This is a genomic window from Aliiroseovarius sp. M344, assembly GCF_025140835.1.
GTDB lineage: Bacteria > Pseudomonadota > Alphaproteobacteria > Rhodobacterales > Rhodobacteraceae > Aliiroseovarius.
Map to the genome: position 1 here is coordinate 2,019,824 of NZ_CP081153.1, position 21,675 is coordinate 2,041,498.

At 57.7% G+C, this 21,675-nt stretch carries 24 protein-coding genes and 1 tRNA gene; 6 read left to right on the plus strand and 19 right to left on the minus strand.

Annotation, left to right across the window (positions count from 1 at the left end; genetic code table 11):
- Positions 1-652 precede the first annotated feature (652 nt).
- On the minus strand, positions 653-3,193 hold the full coding sequence (locus K3556_RS09820; protein WP_260516615.1) for a penicillin-binding protein 1A: 2,541 nt from the start codon (positions 3,191-3,193) through the stop codon (positions 653-655).
- A gap of 185 nt (positions 3,194-3,378) precedes the next feature.
- On the opposite strand from K3556_RS09820, the gene K3556_RS09825 reads away from it, so the two are divergent.
- Entirely contained in the window at positions 3,379-5,205 is a 1,827-nt protein-coding gene (locus K3556_RS09825; protein WP_260516616.1) for a M3 family oligoendopeptidase, read from the plus strand.
- 93 nt (positions 5,206-5,298) lie between these two features.
- Here K3556_RS09825 and K3556_RS09830 read toward each other — a convergent pair whose 3' ends face one another.
- The 7 genes from K3556_RS09830 to K3556_RS09860 all read right to left on the minus strand — a co-directional run bounded on the left by K3556_RS09830 (position 5,299) and on the right by K3556_RS09860 (position 10,958).
- Complete coding sequence (locus K3556_RS09830; RefSeq protein ID WP_260516617.1) at positions 5,299-5,691, minus strand: hypothetical protein; 393 nt, start codon at positions 5,689-5,691, stop codon at positions 5,299-5,301.
- Positions 5,684-5,806 carry a hypothetical protein gene (locus tag K3556_RS09835; protein WP_260516618.1) on the minus strand — a complete coding sequence of 41 codons (123 nt, stop codon included), beginning with the start codon at positions 5,804-5,806 and terminating at the stop codon, positions 5,684-5,686. The genes K3556_RS09830 and K3556_RS09835 overlap by 8 nt, the downstream gene beginning before the upstream one ends.
- Positions 5,807-6,014: 208 nt before the next feature.
- Positions 6,015-6,284 (minus strand): DksA/TraR family C4-type zinc finger protein, encoded by a 270-nt coding sequence (locus K3556_RS09840; protein ID WP_260516619.1) that lies wholly within the window; start codon positions 6,282-6,284, stop codon positions 6,015-6,017.
- Positions 6,285-6,295: 11 nt separating this feature from the next.
- The gene (locus K3556_RS09845; RefSeq protein ID WP_260516620.1) at positions 6,296-7,285 is read right to left on the minus strand and encodes a Gfo/Idh/MocA family protein; all 990 of its coding nucleotides are present in this window, start codon (positions 7,283-7,285) and stop codon (positions 6,296-6,298) included.
- Between the two features lie 76 nt (positions 7,286-7,361).
- Positions 7,362-8,258, minus strand: a complete 897-nt coding sequence (rpoH, locus tag K3556_RS09850; RefSeq protein WP_260516621.1) for an RNA polymerase sigma factor RpoH — start codon at positions 8,256-8,258, stop codon at positions 7,362-7,364.
- Between the two features lie 184 nt (positions 8,259-8,442).
- The gene (cls, locus tag K3556_RS09855) at positions 8,443-9,888 is read right to left on the minus strand and encodes a cardiolipin synthase (protein ID WP_260516622.1); all 1,446 of its coding nucleotides are present in this window, start codon (positions 9,886-9,888) and stop codon (positions 8,443-8,445) included.
- Positions 9,889-9,911: 23 nt separating this feature from the next.
- Complete coding sequence (locus K3556_RS09860; protein WP_260516623.1) at positions 9,912-10,958, minus strand: RluA family pseudouridine synthase; 1,047 nt, start codon at positions 10,956-10,958, stop codon at positions 9,912-9,914.
- Between K3556_RS09860 and K3556_RS09865 the strand changes: the two genes are divergently transcribed.
- The 3 genes from K3556_RS09865 to K3556_RS09875 all read left to right on the plus strand — a co-directional run bounded on the left by K3556_RS09865 (position 10,957) and on the right by K3556_RS09875 (position 13,107).
- Entirely contained in the window at positions 10,957-11,301 is a 345-nt protein-coding gene (locus K3556_RS09865; RefSeq protein ID WP_260516624.1) for a DUF6476 family protein, read from the plus strand. The two genes, K3556_RS09860 and K3556_RS09865, sit on opposite strands and share 2 nt — an antisense overlap.
- 82 nt (positions 11,302-11,383) lie before the next feature.
- On the plus strand, positions 11,384-12,100 hold the full coding sequence (locus K3556_RS09870; protein ID WP_260516625.1) for a pentapeptide repeat-containing protein: 717 nt from the start codon (positions 11,384-11,386) through the stop codon (positions 12,098-12,100).
- 371 nt (positions 12,101-12,471) lie between these two features.
- Complete coding sequence (locus tag K3556_RS09875) at positions 12,472-13,107, plus strand: hypothetical protein (RefSeq protein WP_260516626.1); 636 nt, start codon at positions 12,472-12,474, stop codon at positions 13,105-13,107.
- A gap of 127 nt (positions 13,108-13,234) precedes the next feature.
- Here the strand turns inward: K3556_RS09875 and K3556_RS09880 are convergent.
- Positions 13,235-13,311: transfer RNA gene (locus K3556_RS09880), tRNA-His, on the minus strand.
- Between the two features lie 106 nt (positions 13,312-13,417).
- On the opposite strand from K3556_RS09880, the gene K3556_RS09885 reads away from it, so the two are divergent.
- A complete protein-coding gene (locus K3556_RS09885; protein ID WP_260516627.1) occupies positions 13,418-13,624 on the plus strand; it encodes a DUF6324 family protein in 207 nt (68 codons plus the stop codon).
- A 54-nt stretch (positions 13,625-13,678) separates the two neighbouring features.
- Here the strand turns inward: K3556_RS09885 and K3556_RS09890 are convergent, their stop codons facing one another.
- The gene (locus K3556_RS09890) at positions 13,679-13,813 is read right to left on the minus strand and encodes a hypothetical protein (protein WP_260516628.1); all 135 of its coding nucleotides are present in this window, start codon (positions 13,811-13,813) and stop codon (positions 13,679-13,681) included.
- Positions 13,814-13,827: 14 nt separating this feature from the next.
- A complete protein-coding gene (locus K3556_RS09895) occupies positions 13,828-14,286 on the minus strand; it encodes an MmcB family DNA repair protein (protein WP_260516629.1) in 459 nt (152 codons plus the stop codon).
- 417 nt (positions 14,287-14,703) lie between these two features.
- On the opposite strand from K3556_RS09895, the gene K3556_RS09900 reads away from it, so the two are divergent.
- Entirely contained in the window at positions 14,704-15,843 is a 1,140-nt protein-coding gene (locus tag K3556_RS09900) for a PQQ-dependent sugar dehydrogenase (RefSeq protein ID WP_260516630.1), read from the plus strand.
- 15 nt (positions 15,844-15,858) lie between these two features.
- Here the strand turns inward: K3556_RS09900 and K3556_RS09905 are convergent, their stop codons facing one another.
- The 8 genes from K3556_RS09905 to K3556_RS09940 form a co-directional block, all read right to left on the minus strand.
- Complete coding sequence (locus K3556_RS09905) at positions 15,859-16,332, minus strand: hypothetical protein (protein WP_260516631.1); 474 nt, start codon at positions 16,330-16,332, stop codon at positions 15,859-15,861.
- A 183-nt stretch (positions 16,333-16,515) separates the two neighbouring features.
- Positions 16,516-16,815, minus strand: a complete 300-nt coding sequence (locus tag K3556_RS09910) for a hypothetical protein (protein WP_260516632.1) — start codon at positions 16,813-16,815, stop codon at positions 16,516-16,518.
- A 93-nt stretch (positions 16,816-16,908) separates the two neighbouring features.
- The gene (gene nusB, locus K3556_RS09915) at positions 16,909-17,376 is read right to left on the minus strand and encodes a transcription antitermination factor NusB (RefSeq protein ID WP_260516633.1); all 468 of its coding nucleotides are present in this window, start codon (positions 17,374-17,376) and stop codon (positions 16,909-16,911) included.
- Positions 17,373-17,924 (minus strand): 6,7-dimethyl-8-ribityllumazine synthase, encoded by a 552-nt coding sequence (locus K3556_RS09920; RefSeq protein WP_260516634.1) that lies wholly within the window; start codon positions 17,922-17,924, stop codon positions 17,373-17,375. The genes nusB and K3556_RS09920 overlap by 4 nt, the downstream gene beginning before the upstream one ends.
- A 3-nt stretch (positions 17,925-17,927) precedes the next feature.
- Positions 17,928-19,061: a 3,4-dihydroxy-2-butanone-4-phosphate synthase gene (gene ribB, locus K3556_RS09925; RefSeq protein WP_260516635.1), complete on the minus strand. Its 1,134-nt coding sequence runs from the start codon at positions 19,059-19,061 to the stop codon at positions 17,928-17,930.
- Positions 19,062-19,139: 78 nt separating this feature from the next.
- Positions 19,140-19,796 carry an NYN domain-containing protein gene (locus tag K3556_RS09930; protein WP_260516636.1) on the minus strand — a complete coding sequence of 219 codons (657 nt, stop codon included), beginning with the start codon at positions 19,794-19,796 and terminating at the stop codon, positions 19,140-19,142.
- A 46-nt stretch (positions 19,797-19,842) separates the two neighbouring features.
- Positions 19,843-20,808: an MBL fold metallo-hydrolase gene (locus K3556_RS09935; protein ID WP_260516637.1), complete on the minus strand. Its 966-nt coding sequence runs from the start codon at positions 20,806-20,808 to the stop codon at positions 19,843-19,845.
- Positions 20,809-20,892: 84 nt separating this feature from the next.
- A complete protein-coding gene (locus tag K3556_RS09940) occupies positions 20,893-21,480 on the minus strand; it encodes a riboflavin synthase (RefSeq protein ID WP_260516638.1) in 588 nt (195 codons plus the stop codon).
- Between the last annotated feature and the right edge of the window lie 195 nt (positions 21,481-21,675).

The window sequence follows — 21,675 nt, forward strand, 5'->3', positions numbered from 1 at the left end:
GGGGTGACTTGTCAGGGCGAAGCGATACGTGGGATGCGGCAACGCGGCAAAGGGCTTGCGCCCTACCGACTGTGCTTGCTCGATCCTCTGACGCATCATCGCGTTTCTTCTCCGGACGCACGCATGGCATCTGACGTCGCCAGAAAGCCCATGAGCGGCCCATTCAGGAGCCCGGCCTGTTGTCAGGCATCGGGCGGATTTTCAGATCAAAGACGAAGCCCTTTTGGGTGCGCCGACCTTCGATCGTCAATTTCGCGCTCCGGCGGCCAACCCTTATCGGGTGCGTTCCGAAGCATTCTCGGTCTGTTCTGTCCCGGTCTGCGGCACTGGCCTGCATTCGGTCGACAAAACAGCGAAACTCTTGTCGGTGGTCAGGCGCCATCGCGCGATCCACCTTGAGATGACCATACGGGGTCCCGGCCCGAAATGACAATGGGCAAAATGCGTCTCAGGGCATATCAATGGTTAACGATCCCCGCAAAAGGTGCCGCAGCCGCAACGCGCGCAGCCCTTGGGCCCTGATCCATCAAAATGTCAAAGCTATAGCGTTTCGAGAAAAACCTGCGACAAAGGTTTTGGCGAAACGCGCGAAACGCTGAAATTTTGAGCGGCGCTTCGAATGATCGCTGTCTCAGGAATAATTCGAAACGCTTTAGTAAAGACCGCCCGATGACAGCGATCCGAAATCCGCTTTTCCGGGCACCACAACCGTTTTACCGGTCGAAGTCTTGACCTTCGCCGTGCCGTCATCGGATTCGCCGCGATCAAACATGGGCAGATTGGCCCCCATCGCAAAACCACCATCAAACATCACGCCAAACAGAGGCTCTTCCCCGTCGCGGAAATATTCGGCCACAACGTGGTCGCCAGACGCATCCGGCGGCAAGCGTGCGCCGGTGAAGCGGTCGATCTTGATGAAATGGCCGCCCGGCGGCACTTTGAATTCACCGCCACCATATTCCTTGATTGCTTCCAGCATGAAGCGTTGGAACACAGGGCCACACATGCCACCACCAGACGTGCCGGGCATGGTGCGCGGGCGGTCATACCCAACATAACAGCCCGCCACGATGTTCGAGGTGAAGCCGACAAACCAGGCGTCGTGTTCATCATTGGTGGTGCCGGTCTTACCCGCGGTGGGCACCGGCAGGTTGACCACGCCACGCGCGGTGCCGCGTTCGACCACGCCGCGCATCATCGACGTCAGCTGGTAGGCAGTGATCGCATTCATGACCCGTTCGCGGTCCGAAACAATCTGGGGCGCCTGCCCGTTGGCAAGCGTCGGGTCGTTACAATCCGCGCATTGGCGGGTGTCATGGCGATAGATGGTCTTGCCCCAGCGGTCCTGGACCCGGTCAACCAACGTCGGCTCAACCCGCTCGCCGCCATTGGCGAACATCGCATAGGCCGCCACCATGCGGAACAGCGTCGTTTCCTCGGCACCCAGCGCGTTGGCGAGAAACTGGTTCATCCGGTCATAGACCCCAAAGCGTTCGGCATAGCCCGCAACCGTGTCCATGCCGATTTCCTGCGCCAGACGCACCGTCATCAGGTTTCGAGATTGCTCGATCCCGGTGCGCAGAGGTGTTGGCCCGTAGAACCGGTTGGAATAGTTCTTAGGTCGCCAGATCTTGCCCCCTGCAACAACCTCGATCGGCGCGTCAATCACAATGGTCGCCGGAGAAAACCCGCTGTCCAGCGCGGCGGCATAGACGAATGGTTTGAAACTTGACCCCGGCTGGCGGGTGGCCTGCGTTGCCCGGTTGAACACCGAGTGTTGATAGCTAAAGCCGCCCTGCATCGCCAGAACACGGCCGGTGTTCACGTCCATCGCCATGAAACCGCCCTGCACTTCCGGCACCTGCCGCAAGGTCCAGCGAATGAAGCTGCCGTCATCATCGCTGGTCATCTGCCGCACGTGGACAACCTCGCCGACTTTCAGCAGATCGCCGGCGACCTGGGCCTTGCGCCCAAGGCTGCCATCTTCCTGAAGACGCCGCGCCCAAGTCACGTCCTTGGCGGGAATCCAGTGGCCATCTTCGTCCTCGTCAACGCCTTCAATGCCGATGCGGGCATCATTGCCGCCAACCTCCAGCACCACGGCGGGCGACCAACCTTCGATGTCACGCGGGAACCGCGCTGCGGCAAGGGCGGCGCGCCATGCACCTTCAGACCCAAGAGCGTCTTGTGGCAGCGTCACACCTGATGGACGCCATACGCCTCGGCTGCGGTCATAGCCTTCAAGTCCGATGCGCAGGCTTTTGGCCGCCACATCCTGCAAGTCAGGATCAACGGTCGCACGCACGGTCATACCGCCGGTAAAGAATTCCTCTTCCCCGAAATCGCGGCTCAGTTGGCGACGAATTTCATCCGAAAAGTAATCGCGCGGCGGCAACGCCTGCCGGAAGGCCGGGAAGTCGCCGTTTTGCACAGACCGCAGCGGTTTGGCCAACTCGGAGTCATAGACCGCCTTGTCCAGATAGCCGTTCTGAAACATTTCGCGCAACACATAGTCGCGTCGCTTCAAAAGCCGCTCTTTGGCGCGCACAGGGTGATAATTACTGGGCGCTTGCGGCATCGAGGCCAGGGTGGCCGCCTCGTGCGGCTCCAACTCGTCCAGCGTTTTGTTGAAATAGGTCTGCGCCGCCGCCGTAACCCCGTAGGAGTTTTGACCCAAGAAAATCTCGTTCAGATACAGGGCCAGAATGTCGTCCTTGGACAGCGAGCTTTCCAACCGCACAGACAAGATCAGTTCCTTGATCTTGCGTTCGGCAGACCGTTCCGAGCTGAGCAAGAAGTTTTTCACCACCTGCTGCGGAATGGTCGACGCCCCACGCAACTTGCCACCGCGCGCCGCTTCGACGGCGGCTGCCGCAATGCCGCGGGGGTCAAATCCGGCATGGGTATAGAAGTTTTTATCCTCGGCCGAGATAAAGGCGTGCTTCACAAGCGCGGGAATCTCATCGGATGGGGCGAACAACCGGCGTTCGCGCGCGAACTCGTCCATCAGCTGCCCCTCGCCGGAATAGACCCGGCTGATGGTCGCGGGCGTATAGTTGGCAAGCTGCTCGTGGCTTGGCAAGTCTCTGGAATACATCCAGAAAATGCCGCCGATCGCCAACGCGGCCATGAAGATGGCCAGCGTAATGCCGGTAAACACGGCACCAAATATGCCTAGAATGAATCTGATCACGCGTGCGCCCTCAAAAAACTGCTTCCTTCCTATAAAGGGCGCGCGGGGCCGGGTCAAAACCCCCAAGCGGGGAAAATCGCGCAAATCGCGCCCATTGCCGCGACGTCCCTGCGCCCCGACCGGGGCGGATTGCAACTGCCCAGCCCCCGTCCTATGTCTTGACCCAGACAACAACCGGAGGTCCGATGCTTACCACCCTTCCCTTCCCCGTCCGTGATGCCAATGCACAAACCGGTGATATCCCGCTTGAAGGGTTGCCCGAATGGGATCTGAGCGACCTTTACACAGCCGAGGACGCGCCTGAACTGACGCGCGATCTTAAGTGGCTTGAGAAAGCCTGCGCCGACTTCGCCGCCACCTATCGGGGCAAGCTTGCAGGTCTGGACGCTGCCGGAATGCTGGGCTGCATTGACGCCTATGAAAAGATTGACCTGATCGGTGGGCGCATCATGTCGTTTGCCGGGCTGCGCTACTATCAAAAGACCACCGATGCAGGTCGTGCGCAGTTTTTCCAGAATTGTCAGGAAAAGATCACCGTATTCACCGCACCGCTGGTGTTCTTCTCGTTGGAAGTGAACCGGATCGACGATGCGGTTCTGGACGGATGGTTTGACGCCAACGACGCGCTGGCCCGCTACAAACCCATCTTCGACCGCCTGCGCGCCATGCGCCCCTATCAATTGTCCGACGAGTTAGAGCAGTTTTTGCACGACAAGTCGTCGGTCGGGGCGTCGGCCTGGAACACCTTGTTTGACGAAACCGTGGCCGGGCTTCTGTTTACCGTAAACGGTGAAGAGCACGGGCTGGAGGCCACCGCAAACCTGCTGACGGACAAGGACCGTGAAACCCGCGAAGCCGCCAGCCACGAGATCGCGCGCGTCTTGGGCGAAAACATCAAGATTTTCTCGCGCGTTCACAACACCTTGGCCAAGGAAAAGGATATCGAGGACACATGGCGCAAGATGCCCACCCCGCAAACCGGGCGGCATTTGTCGAACCATGTGGAACCCGAAGTGGTCGAGGCGTTGCGCAACGCCGTGGTCGCCGCCTATCCGCGCTTGAGTCACCGCTATTACGAGTTGAAACGCAAATGGCTGGGGCTTGACGTGATGCAGGTCTGGGACCGCAACGCGCCGCTACCGATGGAAGATGACAAGCTGGTAGACTGGCCTGCGGCTGAAAAGATTGTCATGGACGCCTATGCGGACTTTGACCCGCGCATGGCCGAGATCGCCGCGCCCTTCTTTTCAAAGGGCTGGATTGATGCGGGCGTCAAACCGGGCAAGGCACCGGGCGCCTTTGCGCACCCCACCGTCACCAACGTGCACCCCTACGTGATGTTGAACTATTTGGGCAAACCGCGTGACGTCATGACACTGGCGCATGAGCTGGGCCACGGTGTGCATCAGGTGCTGGCCGCAGATCAGGGCGAGATGTTGTCGTCCACCCCCCTGACCCTTGCCGAAACCGCCAGCGTGTTTGGTGAAATGCTGACCTTCCGCAAACTTCTGAGCGAGGCCAAAACCACCGCCGAGAAGAAGGTCATGCTGGCCGGTAAGGTCGAAGATATGATCAACACGGTCGTCCGCCAGATCGCGTTTTATGACTTCGAATGCAAACTCCATGATGCACGCGCGGACGGCGAATTGACACCCGACCAGATCAACGACATCTGGATGAGTGTGCAGGGCGAAAGCCTTGGCCCGGCGTTTGAATTTATGGATGGGTATGAAACCTTCTGGTCCTATATCCCGCATTTCGTCCACTCACCCTTTTACGTCTACGCCTATGCGTTTGGAGATGGCCTCGTGAACGCACTTTACGCGGTCTATGAAGAAGGCGATGCAGACTTCCAGGACAAGTATTTCGAGATGCTGAAAGCCGGCGGATCGAAACACCACAAAGAGCTTCTGGCCCCATTTGGCCTTGATGCTTCGGACCCGAAATTCTGGGACAAGGGGCTGGCGATGATTGAAGGCTTCATTGATGAGTTGGAAGCGATGGAAGACTGATTGTCACCCGCATAAGCAGATCAAAACAAGGCGCTGAAGTGACGGCGCCTTGTTGTTTTTTCAGACATGTCTGTCGAACCGATTCACGAACGGCTAGGCCAACGCGGGGCAATCAGCCCACCATCGAAGGCCGCCAAACTTGCGCAGCCCGATCACTGCAAACAACGCAGTCAAAAGAAACACAATGCCAGCGGGCACAGGCACCGGTGCCACCGTGATGATATATGCTCCACTGGCAATTATGCCATCGAAGGCGACTGAATTGAATGCGGCGAAAACGGGTGGCGTGACGTTGTCGATCGCGGTCTCAAACTCCAGCACACAATTGCCGACCGGACATCCCGGTCCAGCGACAGAGTTAGAAAAATAGCCAAACAGGATTCCCGCAGCCGCAATATCATTGTCGATGGGATCATAAAGCGGTGGCATCGCGGCATCGGGCGTATCAAACGTGACACCCCCCAAGATGATTGAGAAGTCAGCCACAGCCCCCCATCGGGGCTGTAAACGTTGCGGTCTGGCCGCCCATAGCGACGTCATAGATAACCGAGGCTGCGTGAGTTGGAGTGGTCAACAGCGACACGGCAAGAATTGCAAACAATTAAACTGGTCGGAAAACAGAAAAAGTTTTTGAGAAAAGGTGTTTCATCGAAGTATCTCCATCTGAAAATACACCTAATGTTAGCATTTTTCTGCAAGTTCCGACAAATCTCGCCGGTGGCTTTGGGGCACGCGCGCCCTTTCTAGTCTGATCTCTGTGGCTTAGGTGATGCGGCCGCGCCGATTGTTTGGCGTGCACCCACAAGTACTCACTTCAACTGGCTATCCTTTGACCCACGCCTGTTGAACCCTTGACGCGACTTGAAGGCCGTATCCCGGTCCTGCATGCAATCGATGCACAATTTGACACCGGGGATCGCCTTGCGTCGGGCTTCGGGGATTTCTTCTTCACATTCGGCACAATGGGTGCGGCTTTCGCCCACGGGCGCTTTGTTGGCCTGCATCCGCTTCAGTTCATCCTGAATCGACGCATCAATTTGTTCCTGAACCGCGCCGTCACGCGCCCATCCTCCTGCCATCGCGACCTCCGTCAACTGATATTCACGGCCACTTCAAAGATGCGGTCGATCATGGCTTGTGTGCCGCGCGAAAATTCCAGCGGGCATGGATAACCTGCGCCCTCTCGTACCGTGCGGCCAAAATTTTCGACCTGCAATATATATTGGTTCTCGCTGGGCCAGGTTTCAACGGTTCGGGTGTTGTTGGGGCGACGCAGCTCAAGTTCGGCCTGACCAAACCGGCCGGGATTGAACGGGGCGGACAGACGGATCTGGCCGGTTTCGCCCTGCAAGATCACCTCTTGCCGCGGCGGCAGACGCATCGACGTCATGGCCGAGAAGGTAAATCGCCCCAGCGACCCCTCCATCTCGCCCACCACCTGCGCCCATGTATCCACACCGTTTTCCGTCTTAATGCGTGCTGCAATATCCGTGGGCTCCGCCCCCGTCGCAAAACGAAGCGAGGAATAGGTATAGACGCCAATATCACGAATGCCGCCGCCACCCATATGAGGCTTGTTGCGTACATTGTTCACGTCAGCCCGGTTGTCATAGGTGAACACAGCTTCGGCATGGTCAACCTTGCCAATAGCCCCGGACTGTATCAACTCGCGCGCGCGCACCCATTGGGGGTGATGGACAATCATATAGGCTTCTGCGATCAGCAGCCCAGTTTGATCACGCAGGGCAATCAGATCGTCAATCTGATCAGCCTTCAGCGCAACCGGCTTTTCCACCAGCACATGCTTGCCGGCTTGGGCGGCTTTGACGGCCCATTCGACATGCAGATGGTTGGGCAATGGAATATAGACTGCATCCACAGTCGGGTCAGACAGCAGGGCATCATAGCTGTCATGAACTTTCAGGTCGGGGCAGAAGCGTTTGAACTCTATTCCCTTTTGCGCCTTCGACGTCGCAAGGGACACAAGCCGGGCATTGCCTGCGGCATGGATGGCCGGGCCCATCATCTTACGCGCAAAGCTCGCGGCCCCCAAGATGCCCCAATTCAACACGTTGCCCATATCCTGCCCCTAGAAATGAAATGACCGACCCAGCGTAGCGCGGGTCGGTCAGGTCGTAAACAACAGCTGCAAAAGTTCAGGCGTCTTCGAGCAGTCCTTTTTCCGAGGCAAGCTCCTGCATGCGTTTTTGCAGCTTCTCAAACGCCCGCACTTCGATCTGGCGAATACGCTCGCGGCTGACATCATAGACACCAGACAGGTCTTCCAGAGTGACCGCCTTATCCTGCAACCGTCGCTGGGTCAGGATGTCCTTTTCACGATCATTCAGCACATCCATCGCTTTTGCCAGAAGCTCGCGGCGCACTTGAAGCTCGTCCTGCTCGGCATAGTCGCCTGCCTGGTCCGCGCTTTCATCCTCAAGCCAATCCTGCCATTGCATCGTGCCTTCGCCATCCGCCGACACGGTCGCATTTAGCGACGCATCCCCGCCCGACAACCGCCGGTTCATCGAGATGACCTCGTCCTCTGTGACATTCAGGTCATTGGCGATGCGGGCCACGTTTTCAGGGCGCAAGTCCCCTTCTTCCAACGCGCCGATACGGGCCTTGGCCTTGCGCAGGTTGAAGAACAGCTTCTTCTGCGCCGAGGTCGTGCCCAGTTTCACCAGCGACCATGACCGCAGGATATATTCCTGGATTGAGGCGCGGATCCACCACATGGCATACGTGGCCAGACGGAAGCCCTTTTCAGGGTCAAACCGTTTCACAGCCTGCATCAAGCCCACATTGGCTTCTGAAATCACTTCAGCCTGCGGCAAACCATAGCCGCGATAGCCCATGGCGATCTTGGCGGCCAGTCGCAGATGCGAGTTTACCATCTGATGGGCCGCATCACGGTCCTGATGGTCCACCCAGCGTTTGGCCAGCATATATTCCTGTTCCGGCTCAAGCATCGGAAACTTACGGATTTCCTGCATATATCGGTTCAAACCGCCTTCTGGCGTCGGGGCCGGTAAGTTTTTATAATTGCTCATCTTGGCAGCCTCTCTCCCACTTGTCCCGTCAATGTTGCGGGGCTTAACATTGAGATAATCCCCCGCCCGACAAATTCAAGTGATCTGTGGTCGAATTTTCTTAAGAAGATATGAACCCACGACCCCGGAATGTGAAGGGGATGTCATGAAACCTCACAGCCTCGTGCAGTAAGTTGCAGGCCGATTACAGAAGTGGCGCCAACATACCGATGCTGTTGATCAAAATGCGGCGCGGCACAGACCAACCCGCCACGGTGTCGCGCTGAACCGGAACGGACATGGATATGAACGCCTCCTGCTTGCCGCGCAAGTCCCCGACCACATTCGCATCCACCAGCATCATACTGTTTTCATAGTTTAAATCGAAACTGCGCTGATCCATGTTGGGCGAACCGACAAGCGCAGCTGAGCCATCAATGCTCAGTATCTTCGCATGCAGCAGCCCCGGCTGAAATTCAAAGATTTCGACGCCGGCATTCAACATGGATCGGTAGAAGCTGCGCGACGCGAACGCGACAATCAGGCTGTCATTGGTGGCAGGCACATTCAGGCGCACATTAACTCCCCGCAAAGCGGCCGCGCAAATCTGCTGGTGCAGCGCTTCAGAGGGCACATAATAGGGGGTCGTAATGATCACCTTGTCCTGCGCCGAAGCCAACAGCATCTGCATCATGTCCGGCACCGCCTGAATGCTCTCGGTTGGCCCGGTTCCCGCCATGACCGCGGGAAACCCGCCATCCTCCATTGCAGGCGTGTGATCTAGGCATTCGGCGATATCGTCACCGCCATGCACCATCCAGTCTGACACGAAAAGACGCTGTGCCTGCCACGCCACCGGCCCCGTCACGCGCAGCATGATATCGACCCAAGGCGCAAACTTCCGCTTCACCAGAAACGCGGCATCCGCGCAGTTTTGGCTGCCCACATAGGTGATAGCGTCGTCGATCACTACGATTTTGCGGTGATTGCGAATATCGAGCCTGCGAAAAAAAGCCGAGATCAGCGGGAAGCGAAAGGCAAAGGCGACGACCGTCTGCACGCCGCCCTTCTTCATTTCCGCCCAAAGCGGATCATAAAGCAGCCTGCGCGATCCCAGACCGTCCACGATCACCCGCGCTTTCACGCCGCGCCCCGCCGCGCGGATCAGCGCTTCGGCCACCTTTGTTCCATTGTTGTCGGCAAGCCAGATATAGAACAGGATATGCACATGCTCGGTCGCGGCATCGATATCGGCGACCAACCAGTCGATACTTTCATTGCTGTCAATGGTGGCGGTCGCATGATTGCCCGACACCGGTTGAAACCCGTTCACCGACCCTGCCCGTGCAAATGCTTGGCGATAGAGCAACGGCAGGTCTGCGCTTGGCAGGCTGCCCCTCGGCAGCTTGGGCAATTCGCGCCGCAAATCTTTGAGTTTCTTATCAGATTTTCGATCCGCGCTGGTGTCTCCGAGGAAGAAATAGGCGATCACGCCCACCAAAGGCAGGGTCATGATCACCACGCTCCACGCCAACCGGGACGCTGGTGAGCGGTGTTCCCGTGTCACCGCGCGGGCAATGGTTGCCAAGTCCACCAAAAACAGCAGGACGGCCCAGATCGCACCCCAGGAGCCCCAGGAAAGATTTGTCATATGCTACATATGCCTCGCTGCGGTCAGGCCGAGGCGCTGCCCGCTCGCAATGTTTCGATCAAGGCCACCATATCTGCGGGCAACGGGGCTTCAAAGCTCAAGTTTTCGCCAGTGACAGGATGTTCAAAGCCCAGCGTTGCGGCGTGCAGGGCTTGACGGGGGAAGGTGCGCGCCGCCTCGACCGCTGCGTCCCCAATAACTTTCGTGTTCAGCTTCCGGCGCCCGCCATAGGTCGGGTCGCCGATCAGACCATGACCTGCATGCGCCATGTGGACGCGAATTTGGTGGGTGCGCCCCGTTTCCAGCCAGCATTCAATCACCGCCGCCTGCGCGGGCGCGCCAAACACCTCGACGGTCCGCGCACGGGTCACGGCGTGGCGTCCCCCCGAAAACAGCACCGCCTGCTTTTGCCGGTCTGTCTTGTGTCGCGCCAACTGCGTGGTGATTTTCAGAATGTTGCCTTTCTCAAAGCTCGTCCCTTTGATGCCACCCAAGCGCGGATCGGCCATGTCGGGCGCTCCATGGGTGACTGCGCAATAATGACGCTGGGCGGTGTGTGACTCAAACTGTTTGGCCAACCCGTGATGGGCCGCATCCGACTTGGCCACCACCAACAGACCCGATGTATCCTTGTCGATCCGATGCACAATACCGGGGCGTTTTTCACCACCCACGCCAGACAACTCGCCGCCAAAATGGTGCAAAAGCGCGTTGACCAGCGTGCCTGTGGGCGTGCCCGGCGCGGGATGAACCACCATGCCCGCAGGTTTGTTCACCACGATCAGATCGGCATCCTCATAAACGATGTCCAACGGGATATTTTCGGGGCCAATATGGCTTTCCTCGGCCTCGGGCACATGGATTTCGAACACATCACCTTCGGTCACTTTGGCCCGTGGATCATCCATGACCTCTCCGCCCCGGGTCACTGCCCCGTCCGCGATCAACCGCGCCAGTCGTGACCGTGACAGGCTTGCTGCCTCTGGCACATCGCGCGCAATCGCCTTATCAAGACGCTTGGGCGGGTTCTCCGCGATGATAACCTCAACGAGGCGGTGCGAGGCTGACATGAACGACACTCCTGAACAGGATCTGGACGCGGCGCTAGAGGCATCTGTGGGCCACGGCACCGTGCGCTATCTGAAAACACTGGTGACGGCCCTCACCCTCACCACGATTGTGGGCCTTGTAGTGCTGGTCGGCGTCGTTGTCATGCGTTTCTCGCAATCCACACCCGATCCGGTGACCGCACCCGCCCTGCCCGACCAGATTACCTTACCGGATGGTCACAAAGCGCTGGCCGTCACTATTGGCCCGGACTGGTATCTTGTCGTCACGGACAAAGAAAGGGTTTTGGTTTTCGACACCGCCAGCGGCGACCTGCTGAACTCCATAGACCTCCTTTCAAGATAAACAGCTGTGCTGCAGCGCGCTGGTGACAGCCAAAGGGATATATGCTTCTTAGTTGGGTACACCCCATCTGAACGGATAGCCGATGATTATTGCGCTTTGGGTTATGGCCGTATGCTCGCTCATTTTTCTGGTCTGGAAGTTTATCAGACCGGGCTGGATGGGGTTTGAGGGCAAAACACTTTGGGATTGGATCAACGTGATCTCTGTTCCGATGATTGTGGGTTTGGCAACTCTGGTGATCAACAACGCACAGAAGGAGCTCGAACAGCGGAGCATGATTGAAACCGCTGTGCAGAACTACATTGACCGCGTTAGCACGCTGGTATTGAGCAGCGAACAAAAACCAGACCTTACCAAAGCCGTCATCAACGCCCAAACGCAAGCTATCCTGAACCTTGTAGAAGGCGAACGTGCGGGCCGGGTTTTGGCATTCCTCAGCGAAATGGACCTGCTAAAGGGCACCGTATCAGAATACGAGGGGATGAACCTCGCGGGCAGCAATCTGAAACGGCTAGACCTGTCGGACATGGATTTTGAGGACAGCGACCTGAGCCATGCCGAACTGGAGGGCACGGATTTTTCAAGAACCGATTTTGAGGGCGTGGCTTTTAACGGCGCCGACATTGATGGCGCTATCTTAATCGGCGCCGACCTGCGTGGTGCGACCGGGCTGACAAAAGGTCAGTTGGAAGGCGCCTGCTATGACGAAACAACACTTCTGCCAGCCAACATTGCCCCGGTGACCGGCATCAGCCGCGGCTGTCGAGAGGACGCCGACCACGATGAGGACGCTGAATAGGACTGATCCACGCTCAGCTAACGCCCGTTAGACCCAAAGCGACTGCAGCGTCTAATCAACTGGATCCAATCCCAAAAGGTGCCGTCTATTCCAAGCAGAGTTTCGCATTGTCAGCCTGCTCGCCTGACAGATATAAGATCGCATAGTTTTCGAGAAATATTTGGGTGAAGGCGCTGTAAGTGACACAAACACCAATGAGTACACCCACCCGAACTTGGCGATTTTTTGGCATTCCACGGTCGGGAAACCACGCGATCATTGAGTGGTTCTTACGAAACCTCGATCCAGACACCACGATTTTTTTGAACAATTGCGACGCGGGCGATCCATTCACGGGGTTTTCATACTGCAATTTTGTTCACGCCGGTTACATGCGCAAACACCGGGCAAACATTCATCGTGACAAGAACCATCACTTCGACCGTTTGCTTGAGAAAAAGCTTACAGCTACTGATCTCGTAATCTCCTATGAAATCATGTCTCCGCAACCCGACGCCAGACAGCTGCTTTGGACATCAAGCGGCATCGAAACCAAACTGGCGGGTGATCTGCTTGTGATAAGAAGCCCGTTGAATCTGGTCGCGTCTTATCTGGCCCGAATTCGGAACGAGATCACTCAAGCCGGGCGGGTTCGCCAATCGATAGACCACTTGCAAGGCTGGCTGCCTGCGACCTACGCGGAATATCTTTCAGCAGCGTCAGACAGCGATACAACCGCGATTTTTTACGACCAGTGGGGCGCGGATCGGGCATACCGAAAAAAAATCTTGGACGCGGTCGGACTGGAGGCCAAGCACTTGGAGCTTGGTGATATGACCTCTGCGGGCGGTGGAAGTTCTTTTGATCGGGACCAGCAAGTCGAAACGATATCGACAGCAAAACGTTGGACCCGCTATGTCGACGATCCAGATTTCTTGCGGTTGGCCAAATCCTTTCTGGAGAGCGACGCGGCGCACCCAATCAAAGAGCGGTTTCCCGACGACTTAGCGGACCTCAAAAATCTTTGAACTGCCCAGTAGTCGCATAAAGGCGATTTAGAACAGTCTCGTACAATGATAGGTTCGGTCGCTTTTACATCCAAAGCGACACAGACAAATGTCAGTTTGGTGCAAGAAAATGATGGGAAAGTTTGGGTGGTACCAGCACCCCGGTTCGAACGGGGGACCTCTTGATCCACAATCAAGCGCTCTAACCAACTGAGCTATGCCGGCACACGAGAAGCATTTACCTTCCACACGCAGTCATTGCAAGAGGTCGCCGCTTGAAAAATTCATGAAAGGCCTCTAACCCCAAGGGGATAGTTTCAGGAGGCCAGATATGGGCATCAACGACGAAAGCGACATCGACGCGAACCTTCAGATCGGACCAACTTCGCTTGGGATGGTGCGGCTTTACGTCGAAGGTGGCGGCGTTGAACTGCCGATGGATTTTGAGCCGGAAGAGGCCGAAGAAATCGCAGAAGAGCTGAGGGCTGCCGCCGCGCAAGCACGTGCCATGACCGATGGGTCCGGCAAGAAACGCTGACGGTCAGCGCTAGATTTCGCTCGGCCCCACCAGTTCGAAACCGGTGATCTCAAATTAATATAACCCTGTGCCGTCGGGCTTTTGGGCGCGGGCAATCAGTTTGCCATCCGCGTTGTGAAACACCGCATGCGCCGTATGCAACGCCCGATAGCACCTATCCCCGTCGGGATAGTAATATTTGATCATCATCGGTCTGCCCCTGACTATCCTTGTCCATCCGTGAAGGCCACAACGCCCGGATCGCGAAACCCCTGCAACCGTCGCGCTGCATGGGTGGCAAATTTTTGCACCATCACCTTGCGGCGCGCCGGTGCCAGCTTGTCTTCCGGCCCCATGCGAATGATCTCAGCGTCATAGCTGTCGGCAATGATCAACCCGGTCTCATCGGGCAAAAGGTCTGTGGGAAAGTCCGCGTCAACGGCCCAGAAATACCGGTCGCACCATTCCAGATAACCTTGCCATTTCTGATCCGAGGTGAAATCGACACGCGACGATTTGCATTCGATCACCCAAACCTCACCTTTGGGGCCAAGAGCCATCACATCGACACGCAATCCACGTGCTGGCACCAGCTCTTCGACGGTGACAAAACCGTGGCTTAACATGTGTCGACACACGCCGCGCGCCAGCAACTGGCCGGGCATCAGGGTTTGGTTTGGCATCTCCATGCGCTCAACATGAACAATTCGTGAACAAAAAGTCAATGGGCGCGCTTTTCGGGGGCCGAGCCACGCCCATCTCTGCTCTTGTAACGCGGTGCGGCACCGCTTATCTGTTCCTTTGGCGGCTTCTGCCCTTCTCGTCCCACGTGGGTACAATTCCAGTGGCCTTAAGCAATTCCGAGGGAGCTGGCTCTGTCCGGACCCTGGTTCGGTTACCCGGCGCCCACCTGTATATACAGGTCCTCGGGAATTCAGACCCCGACGGATGCGTGCGGTTCCGCCACCTTTTCCCTTTTTCTGCGAAAATTGCGCCAAGGCGCGCAAAGACGCCCCGCCTCACGCCCTTTTGTTCGCCGCGCGCGGTCAAATTGGCATAGGCTGAATGGGAAACCGGATTGCGACCTGTCGGAGGATACCATGAGAAAGCTGGCCTTAATTCTGCTTTTCAGTCTGTCGGCCTTTTGGGGCCCTGCCCATGCAGCTGACCCGTTCGATCTTGAGGGATCAGCCGGCGGCATGTTGAGGGCCACCCCCATTGCCAGTTTCAACAGCCCGTGGTCGATGAGCTTTATCAGCGACACGCAGATGTTGGTTGCAACCAAACCGGGTGAATTGTGGCTTGTGACCACCGATGGGGCGACGCGCGCGGTGCTGGGCGTTCCAGCCCCGGTGGTGGGCGGTCAAGGTGGGCTGGGCGACGTGGTGCCGCACCCGGATTTTGCTACAAATGGAATGATTTACCTGTCCTATATTGAAAGCCATGATGGCGCGGACACGCGGGGGGCAGTCGTTGTGCGCGGCACGCTGTCTTTGGGTGATCAACCCGCGCTGTCGAATATCGAACGGGTGTGGAGCCAGTACCCACATCGCAACGGTGCTGGCCATTTCTCGCACCGGATCGCTTTTGGTCCGGAGGGGTCCGCCCAAGCAGGCAAGCTGTTCATCACGTCGGGCGACCGGCAAGAACAAACTCCGGCGCAGCGCTGGGACATGGCGCTTGGCAAGATCATTCGCCTGAATGATGACGGAACGATCCCAGCCGACAACCCGTTTCAGGATCAGGGCGAGCTTGCGAAAAGCTTTTGGACGCTCGGCCATCGCAATTTGCTGGGCATCGCCTTTGATGCTGGCGGGCAGCTCTGGGCCCACGAAATGGGTCCGCGCCACGGGGACGAGCTGAACCTGATCGAGCCCGGCCTGAACTATGGTTGGCCGGTGGTGTCGATGGGCGACAACTACAGCGGCAAAGCCATTCCCGACCACGACACGCGCCCCGAATTTGCGGCCCCTAAAGCGTTCTGGGTGCCCAGCATCGCGCCGTCCGGTCTGGTGATTTATTCTGGCGAAATGTTCCCCGAATGGACGGGCAATGCCTTGATCGGTGGGCTCGTCAGCAAAGCCCTGATCCGGGTGCAGATTGACGGCACAACAGCGCGCGAGGTTGAACGGTTCAGCTGGAACGCCCGCGTGCGCGAAGTGGAACAAGGCCCGGACGGTGCGCTTTGGGTGTTGGAAGACAGGGCGGGAGGTCGATTGTTGCGACTGTCAAAACCCTGACAAACGGCACTTGTCTCAGCTTTGACCTAAGCAATCATAGGTAAACTTTTCACCGTCTTTGGTGAACCACGTGGCGCTTCCGGTGCGCCGATCCAGCGTGAATTTCCATTCATAGCTCAGGTTGCTGCCAATACCCACGCCATATTGCGCGTTGAAGCGAACAGCTTTCGCGCCCTCAATGGCCGTGACTTTGCCAGCTTGGTGCGTGTGCGCCGTTTTCCAATCGTTTGTGACTTCGACAAGTTCGGGGACCGCCGCATCACTGGATAACCCCCAGCCACCATGCGGCGCGCATACTGCAGCCTCAGCGATAAAGTCGGCGCGGATACAATGCAGCGGTTGGTCAAACTGTGACGGGGTCCAAAGCTCTACCGTCACCGTGTCGCCAGCTTCTCCGCGACACAGGATAACCTCTGCAGGCTTCTCTGCTTGCGCCAAGATAGACAATGGCACAGCGGCCATCACGCCAGCCAAGATCATCTGTTTCATCCGCTGATCCTCCGAAGATCGTTAATGCTCCGGCTGCGAGGATAGGCCCGAACGACGCAGTGTGCCATGAGCCAGATCATCTGCACGTTTGGGTGACGCCCTCACATTCAGGTCCTGACTTGGAGTCGGAAAACTTTCGAGAATACAGCAGCAAATCCAAGGATCTCTTAGAAAAATCTGGGATCAGCGCGGCGATGTGGCTTCCACGCGCACAGGGATATCCGTGGCCACCGGCTGGCGTTTGCCGCCTTTTGGCGTGTCGTCATGTTCCATCCGCATGATCACAATCGCGAACTGGACGCCCGCGAAAACAATGCCGTTGAACATGAACAGCATAACAACAGCGACCCATCCGATGTCAGACGTGGAAACGAGGTGCCAAAGGTTGCCAACATTTGTGTAAAGCAGCAGGCCAACGAAGGTTGCGGACAAGCCGAATCCGACGAGCACTTGCTTGATATAGAGGCTGACAAGTTTTGGCATGACGATCCCTTTCCTGCTTCCCTTCAATCTAGCGCAGTTGGACAAGACTTAAAGAGGCATGGGGTCGCAGGGGGCCAGTTGGCGGGCGCGTGCTCAGAACGCTTCGGGCTTTGCCTCACGCGCCATGTGATCCAGCACGGCATTGGCAAATTTGCCTTCGTCACTTTCCGGGAAAAACGCTTTGGCGATATCCACGAATTCGGTGATGACAACTTTGGGCGGCGCGTCACCTTTGATCAGCTCGGCCCCGGCGGCCCGGAACAAGGCGCGCAAGGTCGGGTCAATGCGGGCAATGGGCCATTTGGCGACCAGCGCCCGGTCGGTCATCTGGTCGATCTTGGCCTGATGGTTCACCGCATCTTCGACCAGCCTGCGAAACAACTGGCTGTCAGCTTCGGCCATCGCATAGTCGTCGAACTCTTCGCCAAAGCGATGGTTTTCAAACTCGACCATCACCCGGTCGGCGGTCAGGCCCGAGGCTTCCATCTGAAACAATGCCTGCACCGCGAAGAAGCGGGCGGCAGATTTCATCTGGCGTTTCTGGTTGCCGGAAAGCGTCATGCGGTTGGGGTATCCTTCGTCTCACCTGCAAGCCTGATAGAATCCGAGATCGACTTGAACCCGACACCTTTGCTTGCGCCGGCCCATTTGCGCGAAAGCGCGACCAGATGCAAGGCCGCAGCCGCCGCCCCGCCGCCTTTATTTTGATCCTTGGTGTCAGCCCGCACTTCGGCCTGCTTGCGGTTCTCGACGGTCAGGATGCCGTTGCCGATGCACAGCCCGTTCAACCCCATCATCTGGATCGCCCGCGAGCTGTCGTTGCAGACCGTATCGTAATGGGTGGTTTCCCCCCGGATCACACAGCCCAACGCCACGTAGCCGTCGAAATTGGACAGCCGATCTGCCATCGCAATGGCCGTCGGAACTTCCAATGCACCGGGCACTTCGACAATGTCCCACGTGCCGCCAGCCGCTTCGATTTCCGCCTTGGCGCCTGCGACCAGATTGTCGGCAATGTCCTTGTAATACGGGGCGACGACAATCAGCAGCTTCACCGGCTTGTCAAATGCCGGACGGTCCAGAACGTAATGCTGTTCAGCTTTGGCCATAGGTCAATCCTTCTGAATGGGGCGGGTGCCGGTGATGGTCAGCCCATAGGCGTCCAGCCCGACATAGCGGGTTTCGGGACTGTCGGTCAAAAGGACCATATCGTGAAGCCCCAACGTGGACAGGATCTGCGAGCCAAGCCCGATCTGGCGTACCGTGCGCGGGCCGTCATCATCGTCGTTGGCATGCAGCGTCTTGCGCGGTTCACGGAACAGGCAGACAACGCCCCTGCCCTCATCCGCGATGATCTGCATCGCGCGCGGCAATTCATCAGCGGGGCGCGGGCCAAGACCCAAAACATCCTGCGCCTCTTGCAGGGCATGGGTGCGCACCAGAACCGGCTCGGGGGTCGAGATGTCGCCCTTGATCAGCACCACATGCTCGATTTCGTGGGTCAGGTCGGTGAAGATCCGCATCTCCCATTCGCCACCATATTGCGAGGTGATCACCTCACGCGAGGTTTCGCGCACAAGGTTGTCGTTTCGGCGGCGATAGGTGATCAGGTCCGAAATCGTGCCAATCTTCAGGCCGTGTTTCTGGGCAATCTCGACCAGTTCCGGCAACCGCGCCATGGTGCCATCTTCGTTCATGATCTCGCAGATTACACCTGCGGGTGCGCGTCCGGCCAGACGTGAAATATCAACGGCAGCTTCCGTATGCCCTGCCCGCACAAGCACGCCACCATTGCGCGCGCGCAAAGGGAAGACGTGGCCGGGCGTCGCGATCTGGGCCGGGCCGTTGTCTGGATTGATCGCAGTCGCAACGGTCAGCGCACGGTCAGCGGCGGAAATACCCGTGCTGACGCCTTCGCGCGCCTCAATCGACGTGGTGAACGCGGTTTCGTGCCGCGAGGAGTTGTGCATCGACATCATCGGCAAGCCCAGCGCCTCGATCCGCGCGGCTTCCATCGGCAGACAAATCAGGCCGCGACCATAGGTGGCCATGAAATTCACCGCCGCCGCGTCGCAGGCATCGGCGGGAATGACAAAATCACCCTCGTTTTCGCGATCCTCATGGTCAACGAGGATATACATCCGCCCCGCCCGAGCCTCTTCAATGATCTCTTCGGCTGTCGCGATCGCGTCGGACAAGCTGGCCTCGACCGGGCCCGGCGTTTCATATGTGCTGCGTTCGCTCATGGCGCGTTCCCTTCAAACTGGCAGGTGACTAACGCAGCGGGGCGGATATTGCCAGAGCAAAGGCGACAGCCGACAATGCTAACGCGCTGTAATTCGGGTCTGTTGCGCCTCGCCTGTGATCTCGTACCTATCCAAACGGGCTTCGAAATACTTGCGCCAGTTTTTTTCGTCCAGATCGGTAAGCGTGATACTCAGAGCCGTGCGGATCGTTGGACTAACGCGATTTATTAACAACCCGTCTTCCTGCTTTTGCATCTCCGCAAGAATGCGGGCATCCAAATCATCAGGGTTGGTGTTTAACAATGTCCAAACTGAACAGGACTTGCGGTAGTTCGCCGGTGATTTTGCTTCACCTATCCCCGACACAATGTGCCCACGCTCTCTTAGAAAGGTTGCAAGGTGGGAAAAATCTCCGTCTGAACTTACCAACGCAAATTTCTCAATACGGCCCGAAAAGCTCAACTCTGCTGCATCGAGCGCAAGCGCGATGTCTGCAGCATTCTTACCAGAACCCGTGTGAATCAGTTTGATACCAGGGGCCTCATCCCAGCCTTTGATACGTGATGCACTTCCATAAACACGCTTGACTATCAGGTCGCCAAATTTGCCCGCTTCCACGATAATCTTACCCGCCAAGGCACTTGATATATTTTCACCATCAATCAGCAACGCAACAACTGCGTTATCGGCATGCGCTGCTAAACCATTCTCAACCATTAACAACTCTCCACTCAATCACAGAGAGAGTTATGCAGTGATTGCAAGAAATCAACCGCTTTCGTCAGAACTGCCACAACGCCGGCACAAACTGGAAGGCGTCGCCGACGCGGCGCACGTGGCCCACGCCGGGGAATGGGAAGTGATAGCCCAGAACCGCGATCCGGTCTGACGCCGCCATGTCGAGGATCTTGCGACGGCTGGTGACGGTCAGGTCGCCGTCGTCATCCGTCTCGTTATACCACTCGGGATGGGCGAAATTGGTATAGGCATGGGTCAACGCGTCGCCGGTGGCGATCAGTTGTTGTCCGCCGCTGTCGATCATCACCGACATATGGCCAGGTGTATGGCCGGGGCTGTCGAGCAGGCGCACACCGGGCACGACCTCGGTTTCGCCCCCCGCGAGCGTCCATTCCACCCCATCGGCGTTGATTGCATTGACCGCGCCGACAACAAATTGCTGGCGTTCGGGGGTCACCTGATCGACCAGCCCGTCCTGCAGCCAATAGGCACGCTCGGCCTCGCCTATGATGTATTCGGCGTCCGGGAAGATCGGCTCGTCGAAATCATCGCGGATGCCCCAGATGTGATCCGGGTGGGCATGGGTGATCACCACATGGGTGATGCCCATCGGGTCAATGCCCGCGGCCTCTAGGTTGCCTATCAACCGCCCTGTCGTATCGAACCACCGCGTGCCAGAGCCGACATCGACCAACACCCGCGCCTCGCCGATTTCGATATAAAGGTGGTTGGTGTGGGAATAACCGCGCTCTGGATCAAGATAATGATCTTTGAGGAACGCGAGCCGCTCGTCCTCGGGCGCATTCACTGCCAGCCCGCTTCCGGGCAGCGAAAAATAGCCGTCCGATACAACAGTCAGCCTCGCCTCGCCCAGTGTGAAGCTGAAATGCGCCGGGTTGCCAGACGTCGGTGCGCCCAGCATGGCACGCGCCGTGGCGGGCATGGCGAAAGCAGGGGCAACGGCGGCAAGGCGCAGAAGGTCACGGCGGGTTGGGCGGATCAGGGTCATGAGTGGCTCCGTTTGAGGGTCCGCAGTTGCGGCGTCACTCGGATCATATGCCCATATCCGAATATTTCAAACAGAGATCGTGGTTTAGCCGTATTCAGCCAACCGCGCCACGTAACGGGCCAGTGTGTCAATCTCAAGGTTGACCCGGTCGCCAACCTTGGCCTGCCCCCAGTTGGTCACCTCTTTGGTATGCGAAATCAGGTTCACCCCGAACTCATCACCCTCAACCTCATTCACCGTCAGGGATGTGCCATTCAACGCCACCGACCCTTTGGGCGCAATGAATCGCGCCAGATCCGTAGGCGCGCGAAATCGCACACGGGTGCTGTCGCCTTCGACCTTCATCGACACAATCTGGGCCACGCCGTCCACATGACCCGATACGATATGTCCGCCCAACTCGTCCCCGACCTTCAAAGCACGTTCAAGATTGACCTTGTGGCCGACGTCCCAAGCGCCAAGGTTGGTTTTCGACACGGTTTCCGACGATATTTCAACGTCATACCAAGTATCGCCCAGCGCGACGACCGTCAGGCACACCCCATCCGAGGCGATCGACGCGCCGATATCGATGCCGCCGGTGTCATAGGCGGTTTCGATCCGCGCCCGCATATCACCCGCTTGCTCCAGCGCGGCGACGCGCCCTATATCGGTGATGATCCCTGTGAACATGACCTCTCCTTGCCGTCGGCATGTGTTGTCTTTGACCTACCGCGACCCGGCGGGCTTGCCAAGCGCCACGAACCTCGCTGGCGTGTTTGGATGGGGTCCGAGGTCATAATTTTGCCCAAAGGTAGGGTTAACAGAACCGAAAGGTTCCCCTTCCAAAATAGGGTGAGGCAAGCCAAAAGGGGCTGTCCTGGGGCG

Coding starts and splice junctions, on each gene's coding strand:
- K3556_RS09825 (WP_260516616.1), top strand. CDS start 3,379: ATGCTTACCACCCTTCCCTTCCCCGTCCGTGATGCCAATGCACAAACC.
- K3556_RS09840 (WP_260516619.1), bottom strand. CDS start 6,284: ATGGCAGGAGGATGGGCGCGTGACGGCGCGGTTCAGGAACAAATTGAT.
- K3556_RS09845 (WP_260516620.1), bottom strand. CDS start 7,285: ATGGGCAACGTGTTGAATTGGGGCATCTTGGGGGCCGCGAGCTTTGCG.
- rpoH (WP_260516621.1), bottom strand. CDS start 8,258: ATGAGCAATTATAAAAACTTACCGGCCCCGACGCCAGAAGGCGGTTTG.
- cls (WP_260516622.1), bottom strand. CDS start 9,888: ATGACAAATCTTTCCTGGGGCTCCTGGGGTGCGATCTGGGCCGTCCTG.
- K3556_RS09865 (WP_260516624.1), top strand. CDS start 10,957: ATGAACGACACTCCTGAACAGGATCTGGACGCGGCGCTAGAGGCATCT.
- K3556_RS09860 (WP_260516623.1), bottom strand. CDS start 10,958: ATGTCAGCCTCGCACCGCCTCGTTGAGGTTATCATCGCGGAGAACCCG.
- K3556_RS09870 (WP_260516625.1), top strand. CDS start 11,384: ATGATTATTGCGCTTTGGGTTATGGCCGTATGCTCGCTCATTTTTCTG.
- K3556_RS09875 (WP_260516626.1), top strand. CDS start 12,472: ATGCGCAAACACCGGGCAAACATTCATCGTGACAAGAACCATCACTTC.
- K3556_RS09885 (WP_260516627.1), top strand. CDS start 13,418: ATGGGCATCAACGACGAAAGCGACATCGACGCGAACCTTCAGATCGGA.
- K3556_RS09890 (WP_260516628.1), bottom strand. CDS start 13,813: ATGATGATCAAATATTACTATCCCGACGGGGATAGGTGCTATCGGGCG.
- K3556_RS09895 (WP_260516629.1), bottom strand. CDS start 14,286: ATGCCAAACCAAACCCTGATGCCCGGCCAGTTGCTGGCGCGCGGCGTG.
- K3556_RS09900 (WP_260516630.1), top strand. CDS start 14,704: ATGAGAAAGCTGGCCTTAATTCTGCTTTTCAGTCTGTCGGCCTTTTGG.
- K3556_RS09905 (WP_260516631.1), bottom strand. CDS start 16,332: ATGAAACAGATGATCTTGGCTGGCGTGATGGCCGCTGTGCCATTGTCT.
- K3556_RS09910 (WP_260516632.1), bottom strand. CDS start 16,815: ATGCCAAAACTTGTCAGCCTCTATATCAAGCAAGTGCTCGTCGGATTC.
- nusB (WP_260516633.1), bottom strand. CDS start 17,376: ATGACGCTTTCCGGCAACCAGAAACGCCAGATGAAATCTGCCGCCCGC.
- K3556_RS09920 (WP_260516634.1), bottom strand. CDS start 17,924: ATGGCCAAAGCTGAACAGCATTACGTTCTGGACCGTCCGGCATTTGAC.
- ribB (WP_260516635.1), bottom strand. CDS start 19,061: ATGAGCGAACGCAGCACATATGAAACGCCGGGCCCGGTCGAGGCCAGC.
- K3556_RS09935 (WP_260516637.1), bottom strand. CDS start 20,808: ATGACCCTGATCCGCCCAACCCGCCGTGACCTTCTGCGCCTTGCCGCC.
- K3556_RS09940 (WP_260516638.1), bottom strand. CDS start 21,480: ATGTTCACAGGGATCATCACCGATATAGGGCGCGTCGCCGCGCTGGAG.